Here is an 18,884-nt window from a genome sequence, read left to right as displayed (position 1 = left end):
CGGTCGGGTCACAGCTGGGTCGGCTGGCGCTGGGTGAGGCCGTACGTCTTCGCGATCGCGTTCCACAGCTGGGCCGCCTTGACCTTCTGCTGGCTGGCGGTGCCGCTGGAGCGGTTGCCGGCCTGGGTCTGCCCGGTGGCGCGGGCCTGGCCCTTCCTGCAGCCCTTCTTGCCGCCGACCTGGTCGGCCCAGGCCGCGTAGTGGTTGTCGGCCGCCGCGGACGCCTGCCACGCCTTGGTGAGCGCGGTGGTCAGCGCGGCGTGGCTCGCGAGCTTGTCGACGGACAGGCCGGACAGCCGGGTGACCAGCTGGGTGCGCTGCTTGGCCGCGTCCCGCAGGTCGGAGGCCGCCTGAGTGAGGTTGTTGCAGCCCTTCACGTCGGCCACCGCCCGGATCACCGAGGCCCGGCTGTCGCCGCTGTCGGCCAGCAGCTTGTCCAGGGCGACGGCCTGCTGCTTGGCCGGATCGGCGGCCGGCGAGGCGGAGCCGTCGGTCGCCGGGGCCGTGGCGGAGACGGGCTGGTTGTCGTTCTTGCTGTCGCCCCCACCACCGGCGAGCAGCGCACCGGCGCCGACGCCGAGCACGACGATGCCGACACCGATGGCGGCGATGAGCGGCACCCGCGACCCGCTCCGGCCGCCGCGGCCACCCCGACCGCCGTCGCCCGGCGGGGCGTACGAGGGCTGGGGCTGGGCGTATGCGGCCTGCGGGGGCTGCTGCTGCTCGAAGCGCGGCATTTGCTGGGTGGCCGCGGCCGGGGGCTCACTGCCCGGCCCACTGCGGAACAGGTTGTCGAACTCGGCGGGCGGCTGCCGTTCACCGCTCTGCGGCATGCCGTACGGCGCTCCGGCGGCCTGGTCGGTCACGGGCGCGATGTACTGCGTGGCCTCCGCGTCGGGCCCGGACACGGGCGGCAACGGCCCGGCACCGGCCTGCGGCGCCCGCCCCAGGAACTGCGTCTGCTCGGAGACCGGTCCGCCCCCGCCCACCTCGGGCGGCAGCGCTCCCGGCGCGACGGGCGGTATGTACTGCGTCGCCCCTTCCGCGTTGGATGCAGCGGCGACGGGCGGTATGTACTGGGTGGCGCCGTCGTCCACGGCAGGAGGAAGAGGAGCCGCGGGAGAGCCGTAGGCACCGGGGCCGGCGGGCGGCAGGGCCGCACCCGGGGCGGAAGCGCCGTACGTCTCGGCGGGCGGCAGGGAATGGTTCGCCGGCGGCTGCGCTATCGCGGGCTGCCCGCCGTACGACGGAGCCGGAGCGCTCTCCGGGGGCAGCGGCTGGGACGGCTCGGACGCGGGCGCACCCCACTGGGCGGGGGGCGGCGGCTGCTGCTGGTCCGGTGCGCCCCACGCCTGGGCCTGGGCCTCCGGCCACCCCTGGCCCGGCGGCGGAGCCGGGCTCTGGTGCTGGTCGGGCCCCCACGGCGTACCCCAGGCCTGCCCGCCGGGCGGAGCCGCGGCGGGAGCCTGCGGGCCGTTGTACGAACCGCTCTGCGAGCCGTCGTACGAGCCCGTCTGCACACCGTCGTACGAGCCCGTCTGCACGCCGTTGTACGAGCCGCTGTACGAGCCGGTCTGCTGCCCGGCGTACTGGCCGGCCTGCGGGCCGCCGTACTGACCGGGCTGCGGGCCGACCGGGCCCTGTGCGCCCAGCATGCCCGGCAACAGCGGCTCGCCACCGTCGGAGGGCAGCACGATGCCTTCGCGCGCTTCGCGCGGCGAGGGCTCCTCGCCCTGTCCACTCTGCGTCACCGGGACTCCTACGAATGGGGGACCTTCGGAATCGTCGGCTCACGCTACCGGGTCCCCCAAGCCGCGGGCCACGCAGCTCAGGCCTCAGCCTCCTTCCCTGTGACAGCAGTAACAAATCGGCTCTACAGACCGCTGTATATGTCACCCTTCGGGCCTGCTCCCGGACGGCAACCGGCCGTTTCCCGCAGATTCACGCACCGGCCGCGTCCCGGGTTCACGCCGCCGCCTGCAACTCCATGCGCGCCCCGAACTCCCTTACCACCGGCTCGTCCCGGTACGGCTCCAGCCGCTGCTGGAAGTCCTCGAGGTACTCCGCGCCCCGGTTGGAGCGCAGGCCCTCGAGGAGCTCCACGGCCTTCAGCCCGGTATTGCAGGCCTGCTCGATCTCGCGCTGCTGCACCTGCGCCGTGGCCAGCAGCACATAGCCGATGGCCCGCCTGCGCGCCTTCGTCTCGGGCAGCGCGTCCAGCGCCTCCTGCGCGCGCCGCGCCGCCGCCTCGGCCTGGCCGAGGTCCCGGTGGCAGTGCGCCAACTCGTCGGCCAGATAGGCCTCGTCGAAGTGCGCGATCCACGCCGGGTCGTCCCCGGACGCGGCGTCGGCCCCTTCCAGCGCCGTGACCGCCCGCCCGGACGCCGCCTGGGCCGAGCGCGCGTCACCCATCAACGCGTGCCCGCGCGCCTCCGCCGCGAAGAACATCGCCTCCGCGCGCGGTGTCACACGCCCACGCACCCCTTCCTGCGCCGCCCGCGCCAACTGCGCGATCTCGCGCGGGTTTCCGAGCTGCGCGGCGAGGTGGCTCATGGAGGCGGCGAGGACGTACCCGCCGTATCCGCGGTCCCCGGCCGCCTGAGCCAGTCGCAGCGCCTGGATGTAGTACCGCTGCGCCAGGCCCGGTTGGCCCGTGTCGATCGCCATGTAGCCCGCCAGCTCGGTCAGTCGGGCCACGGCCGCGAAGAGATCACGCCCCACCGCCTCCCGGTACGACCCCGCCAGCAGCCCCGAGACGACGCTGTTGAGGTAGTGCACGACGACCGGGCGCACATGCCCGCTGCCGTACTGATGATCAAGATCTACGAGCGCCTGCGTCATCGCGCGCACGGCCGCCACGTCGGACTGCCCCACCCGCGGTCCCGCCGAGCGCGACACCTGTGAGTCGGGCGAGGAGATCAGCCAGTCACGGCTCGGCTCGACGAGCGCGGACGCGGCGACGGACGAACCGGACAGGAAGTCCCGGCGCCCCACATCGCTGCGCCACAGCTCGCAGACCTGCTCGATGGCTCCCAGTACGGTCGGCGAGAACTGGAGCCCGACACCCGAGGCGAGGTTCTTGCCGTTGGCCATGCCGATCTCGTCGATCGTGACCGTACGGCCGAGTTTGCGGCCCAGCGCCTCCGCGATGATCGCCGGGGCGCGCCCGCGCGGCTGCTGTCCGCGCAGCCAACGGGCCACGGACGTCTTGTCGTAGCGCAGGTCGAGGCCGTGCTCGGCGCCGCACATGTTGACCCGGCGGGCGAGCCCGGCGTTCGAGCACCCCGCCTCCTGGATGAGCGCCTGCAACCGTTCGTTCGGCTGTCGCGCGACGAGAGGCCTTGCGGCCATGGCGTACCCCCTGGGAACAACCCCTGAAGCGAAAAGATCCGGCCGTGAAGATCAATGCCCCGCGGACATACGTAAGATGCGAGGCTTGCGCGGATTGCCGGGGTAAAGGCTGATGCCGCCCCCACACGTGGCTACCCAGCCCACGGCGAGGTTCCTCCTGCGCGCCCCCACACATGCATCCATGCGCCCCAGATGCGGAATCAATGCTCCTCCCCCGCGCGCGCTACGGCCGTAACCCGAGGTGGGTGCGGGAGTTGAGTTCATCGTGGAAGAGACGATCGCGGGCACCGAAGCCGCTCAGATTCCGAAGCAGCGTGGGGAATCGCTGCAGGAGACCGCCGTACGCTACGCCGAGGAGCGCCACTGGGACGTCTTTCCCGGCACCTGGCTGGAAGCCGTCGACGGAGTGCAGCACTGCTCCTGCGGCGACGCCGCGTGCGCCGCGCCCGGCGCGCATCCGGCGCGTGAGGACTGGGCGACGCAGGCGACGGGCAGTGCCACCGTCGCGCGCCGGATGTGGCAGAAGCAGCCGGCGGCATCGATCCTGTTGCCGACGGGGCGCACGTTCGACGCGATCGAGGTGGCCGAGACCGCGGGGTTCCTCGCGCTGGCGCGCATGGAGCGCATGGAGTTGACGCTCGGTCCCGTGACCTTGACGCCGGACCGCCGGATGCACTTCTTCGTGTTGCCGAGTGCGGCAGTGAAGATGCCGGAGCTGGTGCGGAAGCTCGGCTGGTCGATCTCGTCGCTCGATCTCGTCACGCTCGGCGAAGGGGCGTATGTGGCTGCGCCGCCTACGCGGTACAGGTCGCGGGGGGCCGTTCAGTGGGCCTGCCGGCCCACGCCCGCGAATCGGTGGCTGCCGGATGCGGAGGAGTTGATCTCGGCGCTCGCCTATGCGTGTGGGCGGGATCGGTAGTCGCGCGACTGCGGGTCGTGTCGGGTTGCTCGCGCCCACACGGCGGAGCCGCTCATCGCCACAGTCCCGCGCCCCTGGCGTCGGCCGGCCCACCGTAGGGTTCTCGCATGACGTCGGGAGCAGTGATGGGAACAGCCGCCGTACGCGTACAAGGACTCTGGAAGCGGTTCGGGCAGCAGGTTGCCGTTGCCGGGATCGATCTGGAGTTGCCCGCGGGGAAGTTCATCGGGCTCGTCGGGCCGAACGGGGCCGGGAAGACCACCACCCTCTCCATGGTCACCGGGCTGCTGCGGCCCGATCAGGGGAGCGTCGAGGTCGTCGGGCACGACGTGTGGCGGGACCCGGTGGCGGTGAAGGCGCGGATCGGGGTGCTGCCGGAGGGGCTCAGGCTGTTCGAGCGGCTGTCGGGGCGCGAACTGCTCGGCTACAGCGGGCGGTTGCGCGGACTGCCCGGCGCCGAGGTCGACAAGCGGGCCACCCAGCTCCTCGACGTGCTCGACCTGGCCGGCGCCCAGCACAAGCTCGTCGTCGACTACTCGACCGGCATGCGCAAGAAGATCGGGCTCGCGGCCGCGCTCCTGCACAATCCCGAAGTGCTCTTCCTGGACGAGCCGTTCGAGGGCGTCGACCCCGTGTCCGCCCAGACCATTCGTGGCGTCCTCGAGCGGTACACCGCCTCCGGCGCCACCGTCGTCTTCTCCTCCCATGTCATGGAACTCGTGGAGTCCCTGTGCGACTGGGTGGCCGTCATGGCCGCCGGTCGCATCCGCGCCCACGGCACGCTCGCCGAGGTGCGCGGGGAAGCGGCTTCGCTGCAGCAGGCGTTCCTCGAACTCGTCGGTGCGGGCGTCCGCGACACCGGGTCGAGCCTGGACTGGCTGGGCGGCGGGGCGCGATGACGGGCAACGTCACTCCCGTCGTCGTACGCCTGAAGCTGTCGCTGCTGCGCAACGGACTCAAGCAGTCCGGCGGGCGGCGGGCCGCCTATGTCGTGTCGGCCGTCGTCGTGGTGCTCTTCGGGGCGCTGCAGCTGCTCGGCCTGATCGCGCTGAACGGGAACGCGCACGCCCTTCCCGTGGTCGCGCTGCTGGTGGCCGTACTGGCGCTGGGCTGGGCGGTGATGCCCCTGTTCTTCCCGAGCGGCGACGAGACGCTCGACCCGACGCGCCTGGTGATGCTGCCGCTGCGGCCCCAGCCGCTGGTCCGGGCGCTGCTCGCGGCCTCGCTGGTGGGCATCGGGCCACTGTTCACGCTGTGCCTGCTGGTCGGTTCGGTGGTCGCGGTCGCGCACGGCGCAGCGGCGTACGCCGTCGGTGTCGTCGCCATCGTCCTCGCGCTGCTGGTGTGCGTGGCCCTGGCGCGGGCCGTCGCCGCCGCCAACATCCGCCTGCTGACCAGCCGCAAGGGCCGTGATCTGGCGGTGCTGAGCGGGCTGGTCGTCGCCATCGGGGCGCAGCTGGTCAACTTCGGGGCGCAGCACCTGGGTTCGTCGGGGCTCTCCCCACTCGACCCGGTGGCCGACGTGCTGAAGTGGGTGCCGCCCGCGTCGGCGATCGGCGCGGTGGATTCCGTGAGCGAGGGCTCCTACGGCGTCGCCATCGTCCAACTCGCTCTGAGCGCAGCCGCGTTGGTGGCCCTGATCGCCGTATGGACCCGCCATCTGACCCGTCTGATGACCTCACCCGACGGGTCGACCCTCCAGTCCGCCTCCGAACCCGCCGCCCGCGACCGGACCTCTGGCGGCCTCGCCCGCCTGCTGCCCTCCCCCAGTGCCAAAAGCCTGGGAGGTACCCCCAGCCGCACCGGCACGGTCATGGAACGCAGCCTGCGCTACATCTGGCGCGACCCCAAGACCAAGGCCGCGTGGGTGACCTCGCTCGCCATCGGCCTGATCGTGCCGGTGTTCAACGCGCTGCAGGGCACCGGCTCGATCTACTTCGCGTGCTTCGCCGCGGGGATGCTCGGCATCCAGATGTACAACCAGTTCGGACAGGACACGTCCGCGTTCTGGATGGTTGCCACGACCATCTCCTCCGCCCGCGACGCCTACGTCGAGCTGCGCGCGCGGGCCCTCGCCCTGCTGGTGATCACCCTGCCGTACGCCACGCTCGTGACCGTCGTGACGACCGCGATGCTCGGCGACTGGCCCCGGCTGCCCGAGGTGCTCGGCCTGTCCTTCGCGCTGCTCGGCGCGATGCTGGCGACCGGCGCGTGGACGTCCGCCCGTTTCCCGTACTCCATCCCGCAGGAGGGCTACAAGAACGTGGCCCCCGGACAGACCGGCCTCGCCTGGATCTCGATCTTCGGCGGCATGGTCTCGGCGGCCCTGCTCTCCGCCCCCGTCATCGTGGCGACGATCTGGGTGAACGTGGCCAAGAACGGCGACGACTGGGGCTGGCTCCTCCTACCGGTAGGCGCGGCATACGGCATCGCCATCACCCTGGCAGGCCTGCACCTGGCAGCCCCACGAACCGCAGCCCGCCTACCGGAAATCCTGACGGCGGTGAGCAGGGGCTAGCAGGGCGCCTTCGGCGAGGCGGCGCCTCCCGCACCCGCACTCAGGCAGAACCCCCGAGCCACTGGGCGCCCCGCCCAGCCTCACGCAGTGAGCACCGCGTCCAGAAACGGCTCAATCGCAGCCCGCCAGGCCTCCGGCTGGTCATAGTGCACAAGATGCCCCGCATCCGCGACCTCCGCATACGCCCCGAGCGGCAGCACCCGCACCATCTCCTGGGCCTCGGCCCGACCCAGCTCACCGTCGAGGCCGCGGACCACCAGGGCCGGGCACCGCACCTGGGTCAGCTCCTCCCAGTGCGCGTCGTACACGAAGGTCTCGCGGGAGCTAAGCATCTGCTCGTGGTCGAAGACGGGCCGCCAGCCGTCGGGCGACTCGTGCATCACCTCGGCGTAGAACTCCCCGCGGGACGGGTTCGGCCGCTCCACCCAGGGATCGTCCTCGCCGAACCACTTGCGTACGTCGGCGAGGGTGGCGAAGGGGACGGGCCACGCCTTGAACCAGTCCGCCCACTCGCGCTGCGTGGCGGCGCCGAGCGCGGAGGCCCGCATGTCGCAGATGATCACGCCCCGCACGAGATCGGGCCGCTTCGCGGCGAGCTGCCAGGCGGTCAGCGCGCCCATGGCGTGACCGATGAGGACGGCCGGGGTGAGGCCGAGCTGCTCGAGAGCGGCCTCGGCGTCCTCGACGTAGGCCTCACGCGTGAAGGAGGCCTGCGGCGGCTTCTCGCTCTGGCCGTGACCGCGCTGGTCGAGCGCGACGGCGCGGTGCCGCTCGGAGAGCCATCGGGCGGTGGACGCCCAGTGCGAGGCGCGGCCCATCAGGCCGTGCAGTAAGAGCACGCCGGGGGTGTGCTCGCTCACGGGCGGTCCGGCGTGTTCGGCGTGCCCGGCCCGCCCGTCGGAGAACTGTGCCGGAATCAGGGGATCCGCCACGCTTTTCGCCGGGTCGGTCTTGGGCGGGTCGCCGAACTCCCAGGCCGCGAGACGTACGCCGCCCGCCCCGGTCACGTCGATGCGTCGCGCCATGGTCCTGGCACCCCCCTAGCTCCGCTCGGACCGCTCGCTCCCGCTCGAGCCGGCCGGTCCTGTGAACCGTGTCCTGCCGTTGCCGTGCAGCTGCCTTTTTTTGCGCACCCTCTCCTCAAGCGCACATTCCGCGTGACCCGTCACTCGCAGATTATCGAATGGTTATTCGAAAATGCTGCCTCGGCGGGCAACACCCCTCGTACGAGTGACCTCGCCCAAGGAATGATCGCCGCCGCCGAGGGGAGATCTTCAGCGGGAGGCGGACCGCTCGGGGAAAACGGTCCGAGGGGGATGACCCTGGGAGCTCGGGGCTCCGGGTCAGCACAGGGGAGGACAGGCCCCGGCGCCGCACGGCGCCGGGGCTTTCCACACGTCTGCGGCACATCCTCCCGCCCCCTCCGGTCATATGCCTCACGCGACAGCCTCGCACGCAAAACGTCCGAGCGCTGCGATTTGGACGCACCGGACCTCGCCGTCGAAGAGTTCGACGAGAGGTCCGTACGGTGCCTCAAATGCCCCTGGAACACCGGAAGTTGACGTTCCTTCCGAGGTCCGGAACGGGGCGGAAGCAGTCCGCCGGCGAGGTCAGCGCTTGGCGACGAACACATGGGAGGCAACGTCCGCCTCCAGCTCGGCCGCCTCACCGCCGCTGCCCACCAGCACGCCGCCCGCCGACTCCGTCACGCTCACCACCGAACCGGGCTGCACGCCCGCCCGGCGCAGCGTGTACATCAGCTGCGCGTCCGTCTGGATCGGCTCGCCGATACGGCGCACGACGACCGTCTTGCCCTCAAGGCCCGGGTCGAGGTCCGCCAGCGACACCATGCCCTCGTCCAGGAACGGGTCCGCGCCGTCCTTCTCGCCCAGCTCCTCCAGGCCCGGGATCGGGTTGCCGTACGGCGACTCGGTCGGGTGCCGCAGCAGCTCGAGCACGCGCCGCTCCACGGCCTCGCTCATCACGTGCTCCCAGCGGCACGCCTCGGCGTGCACCTGCTCCCACTCCAGGCCGATCACGTCGACGAGCAGACACTCGGCGAGCCGGTGCTTGCGCATCACGCGCGTGGCGAGCCGGCGGCCCTCGTCCGTGAGCTCCAGATGACGGTCGCTGGCGACGGACACCAGGCCGTCCCGCTCCATCCTCGCCACCGTCTGGCTGACGGTGGGCCCGCTCTGGTCGAGCCGCTCGGCGATCCGGGCGCGCATGGGGACCACACCTTCCTCCTCCAGCTCGAGGATGGTGCGGAGATACATCTCCGTGGTGTCGATCAGTCCGGACATACGTGCCCCTCGGTGAGATCTGCCGGAAGCACGACAAGCTTCCCGGCGCGTGCGCTGGCCCTGGAGTCAATTCTGACGCATACCACTGACAACCGTGCCGCGCCGTTGAAACCAAGGGGTTACCGAGGGGTACTCGGGAGTAGCCACCCCCGTATTGACACGGCACTGGTCCAGACCGCACGGTGATCCGCGACACGGACTCCCCACGCCGCCCCGGAAGGACCCGCATGAGCGACGGCAAACTGGCCGACCAGTTCTTCGACGCCGCGATCAATCTCCTGCAACGGGTCCGGGACGAGGAGGCACAGTCCGTCACGGCGGCCGGCACGCTGCTCGCCGACACCGTCGAGGGCGGCGGACGCCTCTTCGCCTTCGGCGCCGGCCACTCCTCCCTCGCCGCGCAGGACGTCGTCTACCGCGCGGGCGGCCTCGCCCTGATGAACCTGCTCGCCGTACCGGGCGTCGTCGGCGTCGACGTCATGCCGGCCACGCTGGGCTCCGCCCTGGAGCGCGTCGACGGTCTCGCGAGCGCCGTCCTGAACTGCTCGCCCCTCCGCTCCGGCGACGCCCTGGTGATCATCTCCCTCTCCGGCCGCAACGCCCTCCCCGTCGAGATGGCCATGAGCGCCCGCGCGCTGGGCGTGAAGGTCATCGGCGTGACATCGGTGGCGTACGCCTCGGAGACCGAGTCCCGGCACGTCTCGGGCACCTATCTGCGCGACCACTGCGACGTCGTCCTCGACTCCAAGATCGCGATCGGCGACGCGGAGCTCACCCTCGACACCATCCCGGCGCCCTTCGCCCCGGCCTCCACGGTCGTGACATCGGCCCTGCTCCAGGCCGTGATGGCCACGGCGGCCGGCGCCCTGGCCGAACGCGGCATCGAGCCCCCGCTGCTGCGGTCCGGGAACGTGGACGGCGGCCACGAGTGGAACCGGAAGGTGATGGAGGAATACGGGGACCGGATTTTCTACCAGCGCTGAACGGTGCCTGGGCCGGTGCCTGCGCCGGTACTGACGGACGGGCCCGCGGGCGGACGGGCGGGGCGAACCCGCTTCACTCCCGCCCCGTGGCCACTGCCAGATCCAGGGCCGCCGCGATCCGCACGGCGACGTCCTCGGCGTACACCGCGTCCATCCGCTCGAACTGACTGCGCCCGCTCCCCCGCAGGAACGTCACGACGCCCAGCGTCCGGCCCCGGCTGCGCAGCACCGCGCACAGGGCGTGCACCGCGTCCGCGGGCCACTGGCGGGCCGCCGCCCACTCCCGTGCCTGCTCGGCCGGGACCGCGCCCACGCTCGCCCGTACCGACCCGATCCGCTCCACGCACTGCAGCGCCGGATGACCCTGCGCGTACCGCACCGGCAGCCCCGCCTGCCCGGTGAGCAGGCTCGGCCCCGGCGCTCCGGACGGCGTGGAGGCGACCCGGACCAGCCGTACGGGCCCCTCCGCCTCCCCGTCGGCCACCGCGCCGCCCGCCACCCGGTCGATCACCGCATGGTCGGCGAACCCGGCGAGCGCGAAGTCGAGATGGACCGTCGCCGCCTCCCTCGGGTTCTCGCACTCCGCCCCCGCCCGGGCCGCCCGGTGCAGCTGATTGGTCCGGAACCGCAGCAGCGCGGCCTCCTGCTCGCCCTGCTTGCCCTCGGTCACGTCCTGGAACAGCCAGGCCACGCCCAGCGGCACCGGCTCCTCCGCGAGCGGCGACGCCAGCCGTACGAAGCCGCAGCGCCAGCACCGCCGCTGGTCGCCCTCCGGCGTACGCACGCTCACCCAGATCTCGGCCGGCGCGGGCGGCGCACCCTCCGCGAGCACGTGCGTGAGCGCGCTCTCCAGCTCCTCCACGCCCTGGGCGAGCAGCTCCCCCAGGGGCCGCCCCAGCGCGGACGTACGCCCGATCCCGAGCGAACGCGCCGCGTGAGCATTCACCACGGCGGGCCGCAGATCGGCGTCGACGAGTACGACACCCCAGCTCGCGTCCTCGAACAACGCCTCGCTGAGCGCGATCGACCGCTCCAGATCGATCTGCGTATGCACCTCGCTGAAGGCGCAGTACACGCCCGCGGGCTTGCCCTCGGGGCCGCGCACCGCCGCGGACTGCGTCCGCACCAGCACCCGCCCGCCGTCCTTCGTCAGCAGCGCGAACTCGTGCACCTGCCGCCCGGGGGCCTCCATGGCGGACATCAGCCGCGCCTCGACCTCCTCGGCGTCCGCACTGCGTACGGCCCAGCCCGCGAACCCGTGCCGGCCCACGGCCTCGGCGGCGGTCCAGCCCAGGATCCGCTCCGCCTCGCGGTTCCAGTGCGTCACGACGCCGTCCGCGTCGAAGGCACACAGGGCCGCATCCATCCCGTCGAGCAGCGCGGCCAGCAGATCCGAGCCGTCAGGACCTACGGGACCGGCCCTCTCGGGCTCATCCGGCCCCAGCTCGTCGGTGGTCCCACTACGCCGGGAAGCACTCACCTGGACCCCCTGCCAAGCTGCGTCCGCACCTACGGCGCGTCGGTTCGCTCACTCGCAATCATCTAACTGGAACGTGACGCAGCACACACCGAGTTCCACAAGATTGAAGGAATCGTTGTAACACTCGCCGCGACCTATGATCCGGCCACCACCAGCCGAAGATCAATCCACAGATCGTTCCGGTCGTCCAGCACATACCGGTCGACTTCGACGAAGCCTCGCTTTTCGGCAAAGCGCAGACCGTCCCCGTTGGCCGCCAGCACACATGTCTCGATCACCTCGGCGCCCTGCACACGCGCGTGTGCCAGCCCCTTCTCGTACAGCGCCGCACCGAATCCCCGCCCCCGGTACGCGGGCAGCACGCGCGCGATGACGGTCGCCACGGCGTCCTCCCCCTCGGGCGGTCGCACGGTCGAACACCCGACGAGCCCGTCCCCGACGTACGCGTTCTCCAGCCGATATCGCCCGCCGCGCTCCCGCGCATCGTCGAGGGACATCGCGGCGGGCGGCACGATCGCGTTGTGCACGTACCGCCAGTCCTCGAGCATGACGTCGCCGTCCACCGGCTCTATTCGAAGATCAGCCACGCCGAGCGCCTCCCCACCGCGCGTACACCTCAATCTCGATCCTCATACGGGATCCGTGAGCCCGACGATCACCGAGAGACGATCACCGAGAATCGAGCGCCGCGAAAAAGTGGTTGATCGTGCGCCGACCGGTTCTTAGTGTGTCGGTTACACAAGAAGGGAGGTGGTTCGGCAGATGTATGAATACCGGACGCGTGAGGTGGCTGCGGGCTAGCGGCTCGCCACCACACCGAGTGCGGTGCCGGACCAGCACGGGAGAGAACCGTGCAGCCGGCCCAATCCCAAGCAGTCACCCGACCCGCGAGCTCGCCGGTACGTCCGGCCGGCTCCTCCGCCGAGGCGGAGGAACCAGAGCTCGCGGGTCGTCTGCGTTCCCTGGGTGCACGCAGTGCCCGGCCACCTCAAGGACTGAGCCGCTCCACCCGCCATCCCCCGTCCGCCTCCGCCACGTACCGCAACCGGTCGTGCAGCCGGTTCTCGCGGCCCTGCCAGAACTCCACCGTCTGCGGGGCGACCCGGAAACCACCCCAGTTCGGGGGGACCGGGACCTGCTCGCCCTCGGGGTAGCGGGCGGTCAGTTCGGTGTACGAGGCCTCGAGGTCGGCGCGGCTGGGGATCACGTTCGACTGGGCGCTGGCCCAGGCCCCGAGCTGGGAACCGTGCGGGCGGGTGCGGAAGTAGGCGGCCGTCTCGTCGCGGCCGGTGCGGCGGGCCAGGCCCGTGACGATGACCTGGCGGGCCATCGGGTGCCAGGGGAAGAGCAGCGAGACATACGGGTTCTCCGCGAGGTCACGGGCCTTGCGGGACTCGTAGTTGGTGTAGAAGACGAAGCCCTGCTCGTCGAAGTGCTTCAGCAGTACGGTGCGCGAGCCGGGGCGGCCCTCGGCGTTCGCCGTGGAGACGACCATGGCGTTGGGCTCGAAGAGGTGGGCCTCCGTCGCGGCCTGTTGGAACCAGTGCGCGAACTGCGCCACCGGAGTGGCGGCCAGATCGGACTCGGCGAGCCCCTCGGCCCGGTACTGCTTGCGCATCGCGGAGGGGTCGAGGGGGACGGCGTCTCGGTCGGTCACGCCGTCATCCTGCCGTATGGGCGGGTGCCGTCCGGCAAGGTGTCGGCCATCATGGTGTCCTTCACGAGGGAAGAGCTCCCATGGCACTGAGTGCCGCGAAGTCTCCCCAAGAGTGGCACTCGGGGATATCGTGCTGGTGCCGTTCTGGTTGAGTGACCAGTCGCACGGGGCATCACCTGGGTGGCCACCCAGGACCACGAGTCGCACGACGCGACCGGGGATCCAGCGGCCGGGCCGCCGTTTGCGCCGTACACACCTGCCGTACCCATCCGTCGTACACATCACGAGGAGCCGCCTGATGTCCGACTTCGTACCCGGACTCGAGGGAGTCGTCGCGTTCGAGACGGAGATCGCCGAACCGGACAAGGAGGGCGGCGCCCTCCGGTACCGGGGCGTCGACATCGAGGACCTGGTCGGCCATGTCTCCTTCGGGAACGTCTGGGGGCTGCTCGTCGACGGCGCCTTCAACCCCGGTCTGCCGCCCGCCGAACCGTTCCCGATCCCCGTCCACTCCGGCGACATCCGGGTGGACGTCCAGTCGGCGCTGGCCATGCTGGCGCCCGTGTGGGGCCTCAAGCCCCTCCTCGACATCGACGCCGAACAGGCCCGCGCGGACCTGGCCCGCGCCGCCGTCATGGCCCTCTCCTACGTCGCCCAGTCCGCCCGTGGTCAGGGCCGGCCCATGGTTCCGCAGCGCGAGATCGACAAGGCGCACTCGATCACCGAGCGCTTCATGATCCGCTGGCGGGGCGAGCCGGACCCCAAGCACGTCGCCGCCGTCGACGCCTACTGGACCTCCGCCGCCGAGCACGGCATGAACGCGTCGACCTTCACGGCCCGCGTCATCGCCTCCACCGGCGCGGACGTGGCCGCGGCCCTCTCCGGCGCCGTAGGAGCGATGTCAGGACCGCTGCACGGCGGCGCTCCCTCCCGTGTCCTCGGCATGATCGAGGAGATCGAGCGGACCGGGGACGCCGAGGCGTACGTGAAACAGGCTCTGGACAAGGGTGAGCGCCTGATGGGCTTCGGGCACCGCGTCTACCGCGCCGAGGACCCACGCGCGCGCGTGCTGCGCCGCACGGCCCGCGAGCTGGGCGCCCCGCGCTTCGAGGTGGCCGAGGCCCTGGAGAAGGCCGCCCTGGCGGAGCTGCACGCCCGCCGCCCGGACCGTGTCCTGGCGACGAACGTCGAGTTCTGGGCGGCGATCGTCCTCGACTTCGCCCAGGTACCCGCGCACATGTTCACGTCGATGTTCACCTGCGCCCGTACGGCGGGCTGGTCGGCGCACATCCTGGAGCAGAAGCGCACGGGTCGGCTGGTGCGGCCGTCCGCGCTGTACGTGGGGCCGGGCTCGCGGGGCCCGCAGGAGATCGAGGGATACGACGGCATCGCCCGCTGATTGCGGGTGTCTGAGCGGGTCCTTGAGGGGCGCGGGCGAATCGGTACAACCCCGCGCCCCTGGAGGGCGTCGATCACGCCGGGGTCAGCAGGTTCGCGTGGTGTCGTTCGGCCACCAGCGGGTGGGCCCTCAGTTTGCCCTTCAGCTCGTTGAAGCCGTACTGGGCGTAGAGCGGGTTGGCCGGATCGTCGGTCGCGCCGGGTGCGGTGGACGCGTACGGAAAAGGCAACGGCTCCACGCGGGCGTCCAGGCGCGGGTTGTAGAAGAAGGGCACCGAGAACCGCTCGGTGGCACCGGGAGGGCTCACCACCCGGTGATTGGTGGCGACCAGGTAGCCGTTGGTCGCCACCTCCAGCAACTCGCCGAGGTTGACCACGAAGGCGTCCTCCAGGGGCGGCACGTCATGGAACAGCCCGTCGGCGCGCTGCACCTGCAGCCCGCCGACCCGGTCCTGGAGCAGGAGCGTCAGGAACCCGTAGTCCTTGTGGGCGCCCACGCCCTGATCCCCGCCGTCGCCGGCGCTCCCCGGGTACCGCACGAGCTTCAGATGGGGATGGGCGTGCGCGCCGAAGACCGGGTCGTAGAAGTCCGCGGGCGCGCCGATGGCGGTGAGCAGTTCGTGCAGCAGTCGCCGGGCGACCGTGCTGAGCCGGTCGATCCAGGCGAGCGCGGCGGTCCGCAGCTCGGGCAGGGCGGCGGGCCACTGGTTGGGGCCCTCCAGCCACCAGTAGGCGGGCTCGCCCGGGCCGGGGACGTGGGCGGGCCGCTCGGCGCCTATGTCGAGCTGGTCGCGCCAGTCCCTGCCGCCCGCGGTGCGCTCGTCGCCGGTGCGCGTGTAGCCGCGGAAGTGGGGCGAGTTGACGTTGTCGAGGGCGAGTCGGTCGGCCTCGGGGAGCCGGAAGAAGGCGTGCATGGCGCTCAGCAGCGCGTCGGTCTCGGCGCGTGTGACGCCGTGCCCGACGAGCTGGAAGAAGCCCACGTCATGGGCGGCGCTGTGCAGCTGGGCGTGGAGCAGCGCCCGTGCCTGGGGGCCACGGTCGGCGGCCGACAGGTCGATGATCGGGAGCTGGTGGTACGACGGGGTCGTCGCGGTGTTCGTCATGAGGTGCGTCCGCAGGGTGTACGGGCACGGGCAGCCGCCGAGGGTGGGGCGGGACCCGGAGTGCCGGAAGGGAGAAGACGAAGAGGGCTGGGTCAGGCAGAGCGCCGACAGCCCATGCTCGTGACGCGCACGTAGTCCACGTGGCGGCGTCGAACGAGCATCGGAAGCATGGGGCAAGAGTACTGCGGGGCGTCAGACACCGGTGCGGGCCAGGTCATGGGCCCCGGTGTTCAGCCCAGCGCCTCGTCCAGCAGGGCGGCCCACTGCTCCACGACCCGCTCCCGCCGACCCCCGTCGTCCGTGAGCAGGTTGGCCAGGCCCAGGCCGCGGGACATGTCCAGGAGGCCCTGGACGGTTTCGCGTACGCCGGGGCGGGACTCGTCCGCGGCCAGGAGGTCGACCGCTATCCGGTGGGTCTCGCGGCCGACGCGGGCCTCCAGTTCGGTGACCCGGGGGCGCAGTTGCTCCTCGTTGGAGGCGGCGACCCACAGGTGGAGGGCGGCTCGGAAGAGCGGGCCCGTGTAGAGGTCGACGAGGGCGGACACCACGGCGCGCCGGTCTCCGGCCGTGCCTTCGGGGAACAGGGCGCGCAGGGCCGTGGAGCGTTCCTCGGCGACGTATTCGACCGCTGCCGTGAAGAGGTCCTCGCGGGTCGGGAAGTGGTGCTGGGCGGCGCCGCGGGAGACGCCGGCGCGTTCGGCGACGACGGAGACCGTGGAACCCGCCCAGCCGTGCTCGGCGAGGCAGGCCACGGCGGCTTCCAGGAGCCGTTGCCGGGTGGCCCGGCTGCGGTCCTGCTTGGGCACGCGGTCGACGCGGTCGTCTGCGGTCACAGCACCCATGTCGGATCCCGTCGTTCCAGGAAGGCCGTCATCCCCTCGCGGGCGTGCGGGGAGGCGAACAGCCGGGCCGAGAGCGCGGTGAGGTCCGCGGCGTCCCGGTCGAAGGTCTCCAGCACCCTAGCTGTGAGCAGCTGTTTCGTCTCGGCCAGGGCCTCGGGGGCCGCTCGGCGCAGACCGTCCAGGACGGGGGCCAGGGTCGCGTCGACGTCCTCGTCCGGCTGCGCCGCCACCGTCAGGAGGCCGATGCGGGCCGCCTCCGCCGCGTCGAGGCGCTCGCCGGTGAGGTAGTAGCGGGCGAGGGCGCGGGGGTCCGTGCGCGGGAGGAGGGGGAGGGAGATGACCGCGGGGGCCACTCCGATCCTGACCTCCGTGAACGCGAACGTCGCCGCGGTGGAGGCCGCCGCGATGTCGCAGGCGGCCAGCAGGCCCAGACCGCCCGCCCGTACGTGCCCGTCGACGCGCGCGACGACCGGCTTGGGCAGTTCGACGATCTGACGGAGGAGACCCACCAGGGCGTCGGGGGGCGGGGGGTCGCGCAGGTCGGCGCCCGCGCAGAACGTGTTGCCGGTGTGGGTGAGGACGATCGCGCGTACGTCGCCGTCCTTGGCGCAGTCGGTCAGCGCGTCGGCCAGTTCCCCCACGAGTGCCGCCGACAGCGCATTGCGGTTGGCCGGGGAGTCGAGGCTCAGCGTCTCGATGCCACGCGCGCGCGTGCGTCCGATCAATGTCACGTCCGCTCCCTGAGTGCCCGCAGTTCCCGGCGCAGGATCTTCCCGGAGGCGGCCCGCGGGACGCCGTCGATGAAGGTGACCTGACGGACGCGTTTGTACGGGGCGACGCGTTCGGCGACGTACATCATGACCTCTCCTTCGGAGACGTCGGTCGCGTTCGGCTGGCGGACCACGTACGCGTGCGGGACCTCGTTGTTGTCGTCGTTGTAGACGCCGATGACGGCGGCGTCGGCGATGCCCGGGTGGGTCAGCAGGAGGGCCTCGAGTTCGGCGGGGGCCACCTGGAAGCCCTTGTACTTGATGAGTTCCTTGACCCGGTCGACGACGAACAGCCAGCCGTCGGCGTCCACATGGCCCACGTCTCCCGTGTGCAGCCAGCGGTCGGTGTCGATCATCGCGTCGGTGGCGTCGGGGCGGCCCAGGTAGCCCTTCATGACCTGGGGGCCGCGGATGAGGATCTCGCCGGCCTCGCCGATGCCGAGGTCCTTGTCGGGGTCGTCGAGGGAGACGATGCGCATCTCGGTGCCGGCGATGAGCTTGCCGACGGTTCCGGGCGGTGCGTCCTGCATGGCGTCGAGCGGTACGACGTGTGTGCCGGGCGACAGTTCCGTCATGCCGTACGCCTGGCCGACGGGCGGCAGGCCGAGCCGCCGCGAGCAGGCGGCGGCGAGTTTCGCGTCCAGGGGGGCGGCCGCGCTGGTGATGTGTTTCAGGGACGACAGGTCGTACTGCGCGACCGCCGGGTGCTTGGCCAGGGCCAGGACGATGGGCGGGGCGACGTACAGGCCGGTGATGCGGTGGTTCTGGATGGCCGCGAGGAAGGTCTCCAGCTCGAAGCGCGGCAGGACGACGACCGTCGCGCCCAGCCTCAGCGGCGCGTTCATCAGGGCCGTCAGGCCGTAGATGTGGAAGAAGGGCAGGACGGCGAGGATGCGGTCGCCGGGGCCGGCCGGCATGAGGGGTTCGAGCTGGGCGAGGTTGGTGGCGATCTGGCGGTGCGTGAGCATCACGCCCTTGGGGATGCCGGTGGTGCCGGAGGAGTACGGGAGGGCCGCGACGTCCTCGACGGGGTCGATGTCCACCTGCGGTTCCGGGGCGGCGGAGGCCAGCATGTCGATCAGCGACCGGTGTCCCGGCGCGCTGTCACAGACGAAGATCTCCTCGACGCCGCCCGCGAGTTCGGCGGCCCTGCGTGCCGTCTCCAGCAGCGGCGACACGGTGACGATCCACCGGGCCCCCGAGTCCTTCAGCTGCTTGCCGAACTCCTCGGCCGTGGCCAGCGGGTGCACCGTGGTGACGGTGGCACCCGCGCGCGTGGCCGCATAGAAGGCGGTCGGGAAGGCGACGGTGTTGGGGCTGTGCAGGGCGAGCACGTCCCCCTTGCGCACGCCCGCCTCGGCGAGCGCGGCCGCGATGCGCCGGTGGAAACGGTCCAGTTGCTCGTACGTGAGCGTGGTCCCGTCAGTCCCGTCGATCAGGGCGGGCGCGTCACCGTACTCGGCGGCCCGCCCCAGGACGGCCTCGTGGATGGGGAGTTCAACGGGCGGAACGTCTGCGTACTCGCTGCGGAACACGGTTCCTCCAAGGCGGCCGAAGCGG

The 18,884-nt window shown here is 71.7% G+C and carries 16 protein-coding genes; 5 read left to right on the top strand and 11 right to left on the bottom strand.

Going from position 1 to position 18,884, the window contains the following annotated elements:
• Window positions 1–8: 8 nt before the first annotated feature.
• Window positions 9–1,751, bottom strand: coding sequence for a hypothetical protein (locus tag OG303_RS27940; protein WP_405871738.1), 1,743 nt, complete (start codon window positions 1,749–1,751; stop codon window positions 9–11).
• 214 nt (window positions 1,752–1,965) lie between these two features.
• Complete coding sequence (locus OG303_RS27935; RefSeq protein ID WP_405871737.1) at window positions 1,966–3,351, bottom strand: transcriptional regulator; 1,386 nt, start codon at window positions 3,349–3,351, stop codon at window positions 1,966–1,968.
• A 265-nt stretch (window positions 3,352–3,616) separates the two neighbouring features.
• On the opposite strand from OG303_RS27935, the gene OG303_RS27930 reads away from it, so the two are divergent.
• The 3 genes from OG303_RS27930 (at window position 3,617) to OG303_RS27920 (ending at window position 6,788) form a co-directional block, all read left to right on the top strand.
• The gene (locus tag OG303_RS27930) at window positions 3,617–4,270 is read left to right on the top strand and encodes a bifunctional DNA primase/polymerase (RefSeq protein WP_405871736.1); all 654 of its coding nucleotides are present in this window, start codon (window positions 3,617–3,619) and stop codon (window positions 4,268–4,270) included.
• Between the two features lie 107 nt (window positions 4,271–4,377).
• Window positions 4,378–5,169 (top strand): ABC transporter ATP-binding protein, encoded by a 792-nt coding sequence (locus OG303_RS27925; protein WP_405871735.1) that lies wholly within the window; start codon window positions 4,378–4,380, stop codon window positions 5,167–5,169.
• Window positions 5,166–6,788 carry a transporter gene (locus OG303_RS27920; protein WP_405871734.1) on the top strand — a complete coding sequence of 541 codons (1,623 nt, stop codon included), beginning with the start codon at window positions 5,166–5,168 and terminating at the stop codon, window positions 6,786–6,788. The genes OG303_RS27925 and OG303_RS27920 overlap by 4 nt, the downstream gene beginning before the upstream one ends.
• An 80-nt stretch (window positions 6,789–6,868) precedes the next feature.
• Here OG303_RS27920 and OG303_RS27915 read toward each other — a convergent pair whose 3' ends face one another.
• Entirely contained in the window at window positions 6,869–7,813 is a 945-nt protein-coding gene (locus tag OG303_RS27915) for an alpha/beta fold hydrolase (RefSeq protein ID WP_405871733.1), read from the bottom strand.
• Between the two features lie 585 nt (window positions 7,814–8,398).
• Window positions 8,399–9,091 (bottom strand): metal-dependent transcriptional regulator, encoded by a 693-nt coding sequence (locus tag OG303_RS27910; RefSeq protein WP_067020955.1) that lies wholly within the window; start codon window positions 9,089–9,091, stop codon window positions 8,399–8,401.
• 227 nt (window positions 9,092–9,318) lie between these two features.
• Here OG303_RS27910 and OG303_RS27905 point away from each other — a divergent pair, with 227 nt between their 5' ends.
• A complete protein-coding gene (locus OG303_RS27905; RefSeq protein ID WP_405871732.1) occupies window positions 9,319–10,074 on the top strand; it encodes an SIS domain-containing protein in 756 nt (251 codons plus the stop codon).
• Window positions 10,075–10,147: 73 nt separating this feature from the next.
• Here the strand turns inward: OG303_RS27905 and OG303_RS27900 are convergent, their stop codons facing one another.
• The 3 genes from OG303_RS27900 to pdxH all read right to left on the bottom strand — a co-directional run bounded on the left by OG303_RS27900 (window position 10,148) and on the right by pdxH (window position 13,211).
• The gene (locus tag OG303_RS27900) at window positions 10,148–11,554 is read right to left on the bottom strand and encodes a PAS domain-containing protein (RefSeq protein WP_405871731.1); all 1,407 of its coding nucleotides are present in this window, start codon (window positions 11,552–11,554) and stop codon (window positions 10,148–10,150) included.
• Window positions 11,555–11,688: 134 nt separating this feature from the next.
• On the bottom strand, window positions 11,689–12,102 hold the full coding sequence (locus OG303_RS27895; protein WP_405877512.1) for a GNAT family N-acetyltransferase: 414 nt from the start codon (window positions 12,100–12,102) through the stop codon (window positions 11,689–11,691).
• A gap of 440 nt (window positions 12,103–12,542) precedes the next feature.
• Window positions 12,543–13,211 carry a pyridoxamine 5'-phosphate oxidase gene (gene pdxH, locus OG303_RS27890; protein ID WP_405871730.1) on the bottom strand — a complete coding sequence of 223 codons (669 nt, stop codon included), beginning with the start codon at window positions 13,209–13,211 and terminating at the stop codon, window positions 12,543–12,545.
• A gap of 298 nt (window positions 13,212–13,509) precedes the next feature.
• Here pdxH and OG303_RS27885 point away from each other — a divergent pair, with 298 nt between their 5' ends.
• Window positions 13,510–14,610 carry a citrate synthase 2 gene (locus OG303_RS27885; RefSeq protein ID WP_405871729.1) on the top strand — a complete coding sequence of 367 codons (1,101 nt, stop codon included), beginning with the start codon at window positions 13,510–13,512 and terminating at the stop codon, window positions 14,608–14,610.
• A 73-nt stretch (window positions 14,611–14,683) separates the two neighbouring features.
• On the opposite strand, the gene OG303_RS27880 is transcribed toward OG303_RS27885, so the two are convergent.
• From OG303_RS27880 to OG303_RS27865, 4 genes are all read right to left on the bottom strand, one after another.
• A complete protein-coding gene (locus OG303_RS27880) occupies window positions 14,684–15,712 on the bottom strand; it encodes an isopenicillin N synthase family dioxygenase (protein ID WP_405871728.1) in 1,029 nt (342 codons plus the stop codon).
• A gap of 230 nt (window positions 15,713–15,942) precedes the next feature.
• Complete coding sequence (locus OG303_RS27875; protein WP_405871727.1) at window positions 15,943–16,554, bottom strand: TetR/AcrR family transcriptional regulator; 612 nt, start codon at window positions 16,552–16,554, stop codon at window positions 15,943–15,945.
• Window positions 16,542–17,285, bottom strand: coding sequence for an enoyl-CoA hydratase family protein (locus tag OG303_RS27870; protein ID WP_405871726.1), 744 nt, complete (start codon window positions 17,283–17,285; stop codon window positions 16,542–16,544). The genes OG303_RS27875 and OG303_RS27870 overlap by 13 nt, the downstream gene beginning before the upstream one ends.
• Window positions 17,282–18,859 (bottom strand): 4-coumarate--CoA ligase family protein, encoded by a 1,578-nt coding sequence (locus OG303_RS27865; RefSeq protein ID WP_405871725.1) that lies wholly within the window; start codon window positions 18,857–18,859, stop codon window positions 17,282–17,284. Before OG303_RS27865 ends, OG303_RS27870 begins: the two co-directional genes overlap by 4 nt.
• Between the last annotated feature and the right edge of the window lie 25 nt (window positions 18,860–18,884).

This window comes from Streptomyces sp. NBC_00005, assembly GCF_045160215.1.
GTDB lineage: Bacteria > Actinomycetota > Actinomycetes > Streptomycetales > Streptomycetaceae > Streptomyces.
This window is presented reverse-complemented; position numbering and strand designations above follow the sequence as displayed.

Coding starts and splice junctions, on each gene's coding strand:
- OG303_RS27935 (WP_405871737.1), bottom strand. CDS start 3,351: ATGGCCGCAAGGCCTCTCGTCGCGCGACAGCCGAACGAACGGTTGCAG.
- OG303_RS27925 (WP_405871735.1), top strand. CDS start 4,378: ATGACGTCGGGAGCAGTGATGGGAACAGCCGCCGTACGCGTACAAGGA.
- OG303_RS27920 (WP_405871734.1), top strand. CDS start 5,166: ATGACGGGCAACGTCACTCCCGTCGTCGTACGCCTGAAGCTGTCGCTG.
- OG303_RS27915 (WP_405871733.1), bottom strand. CDS start 7,813: ATGGCGCGACGCATCGACGTGACCGGGGCGGGCGGCGTACGTCTCGCG.
- OG303_RS27910 (WP_067020955.1), bottom strand. CDS start 9,091: ATGTCCGGACTGATCGACACCACGGAGATGTATCTCCGCACCATCCTC.
- OG303_RS27905 (WP_405871732.1), top strand. CDS start 9,319: ATGAGCGACGGCAAACTGGCCGACCAGTTCTTCGACGCCGCGATCAAT.
- OG303_RS27895 (WP_405877512.1), bottom strand. CDS start 12,102: ATGCTCGAGGACTGGCGGTACGTGCACAACGCGATCGTGCCGCCCGCC.
- OG303_RS27885 (WP_405871729.1), top strand. CDS start 13,510: ATGTCCGACTTCGTACCCGGACTCGAGGGAGTCGTCGCGTTCGAGACG.
- OG303_RS27880 (WP_405871728.1), bottom strand. CDS start 15,712: ATGACGAACACCGCGACGACCCCGTCGTACCACCAGCTCCCGATCATC.
- OG303_RS27875 (WP_405871727.1), bottom strand. CDS start 16,554: ATGGGTGCTGTGACCGCAGACGACCGCGTCGACCGCGTGCCCAAGCAG.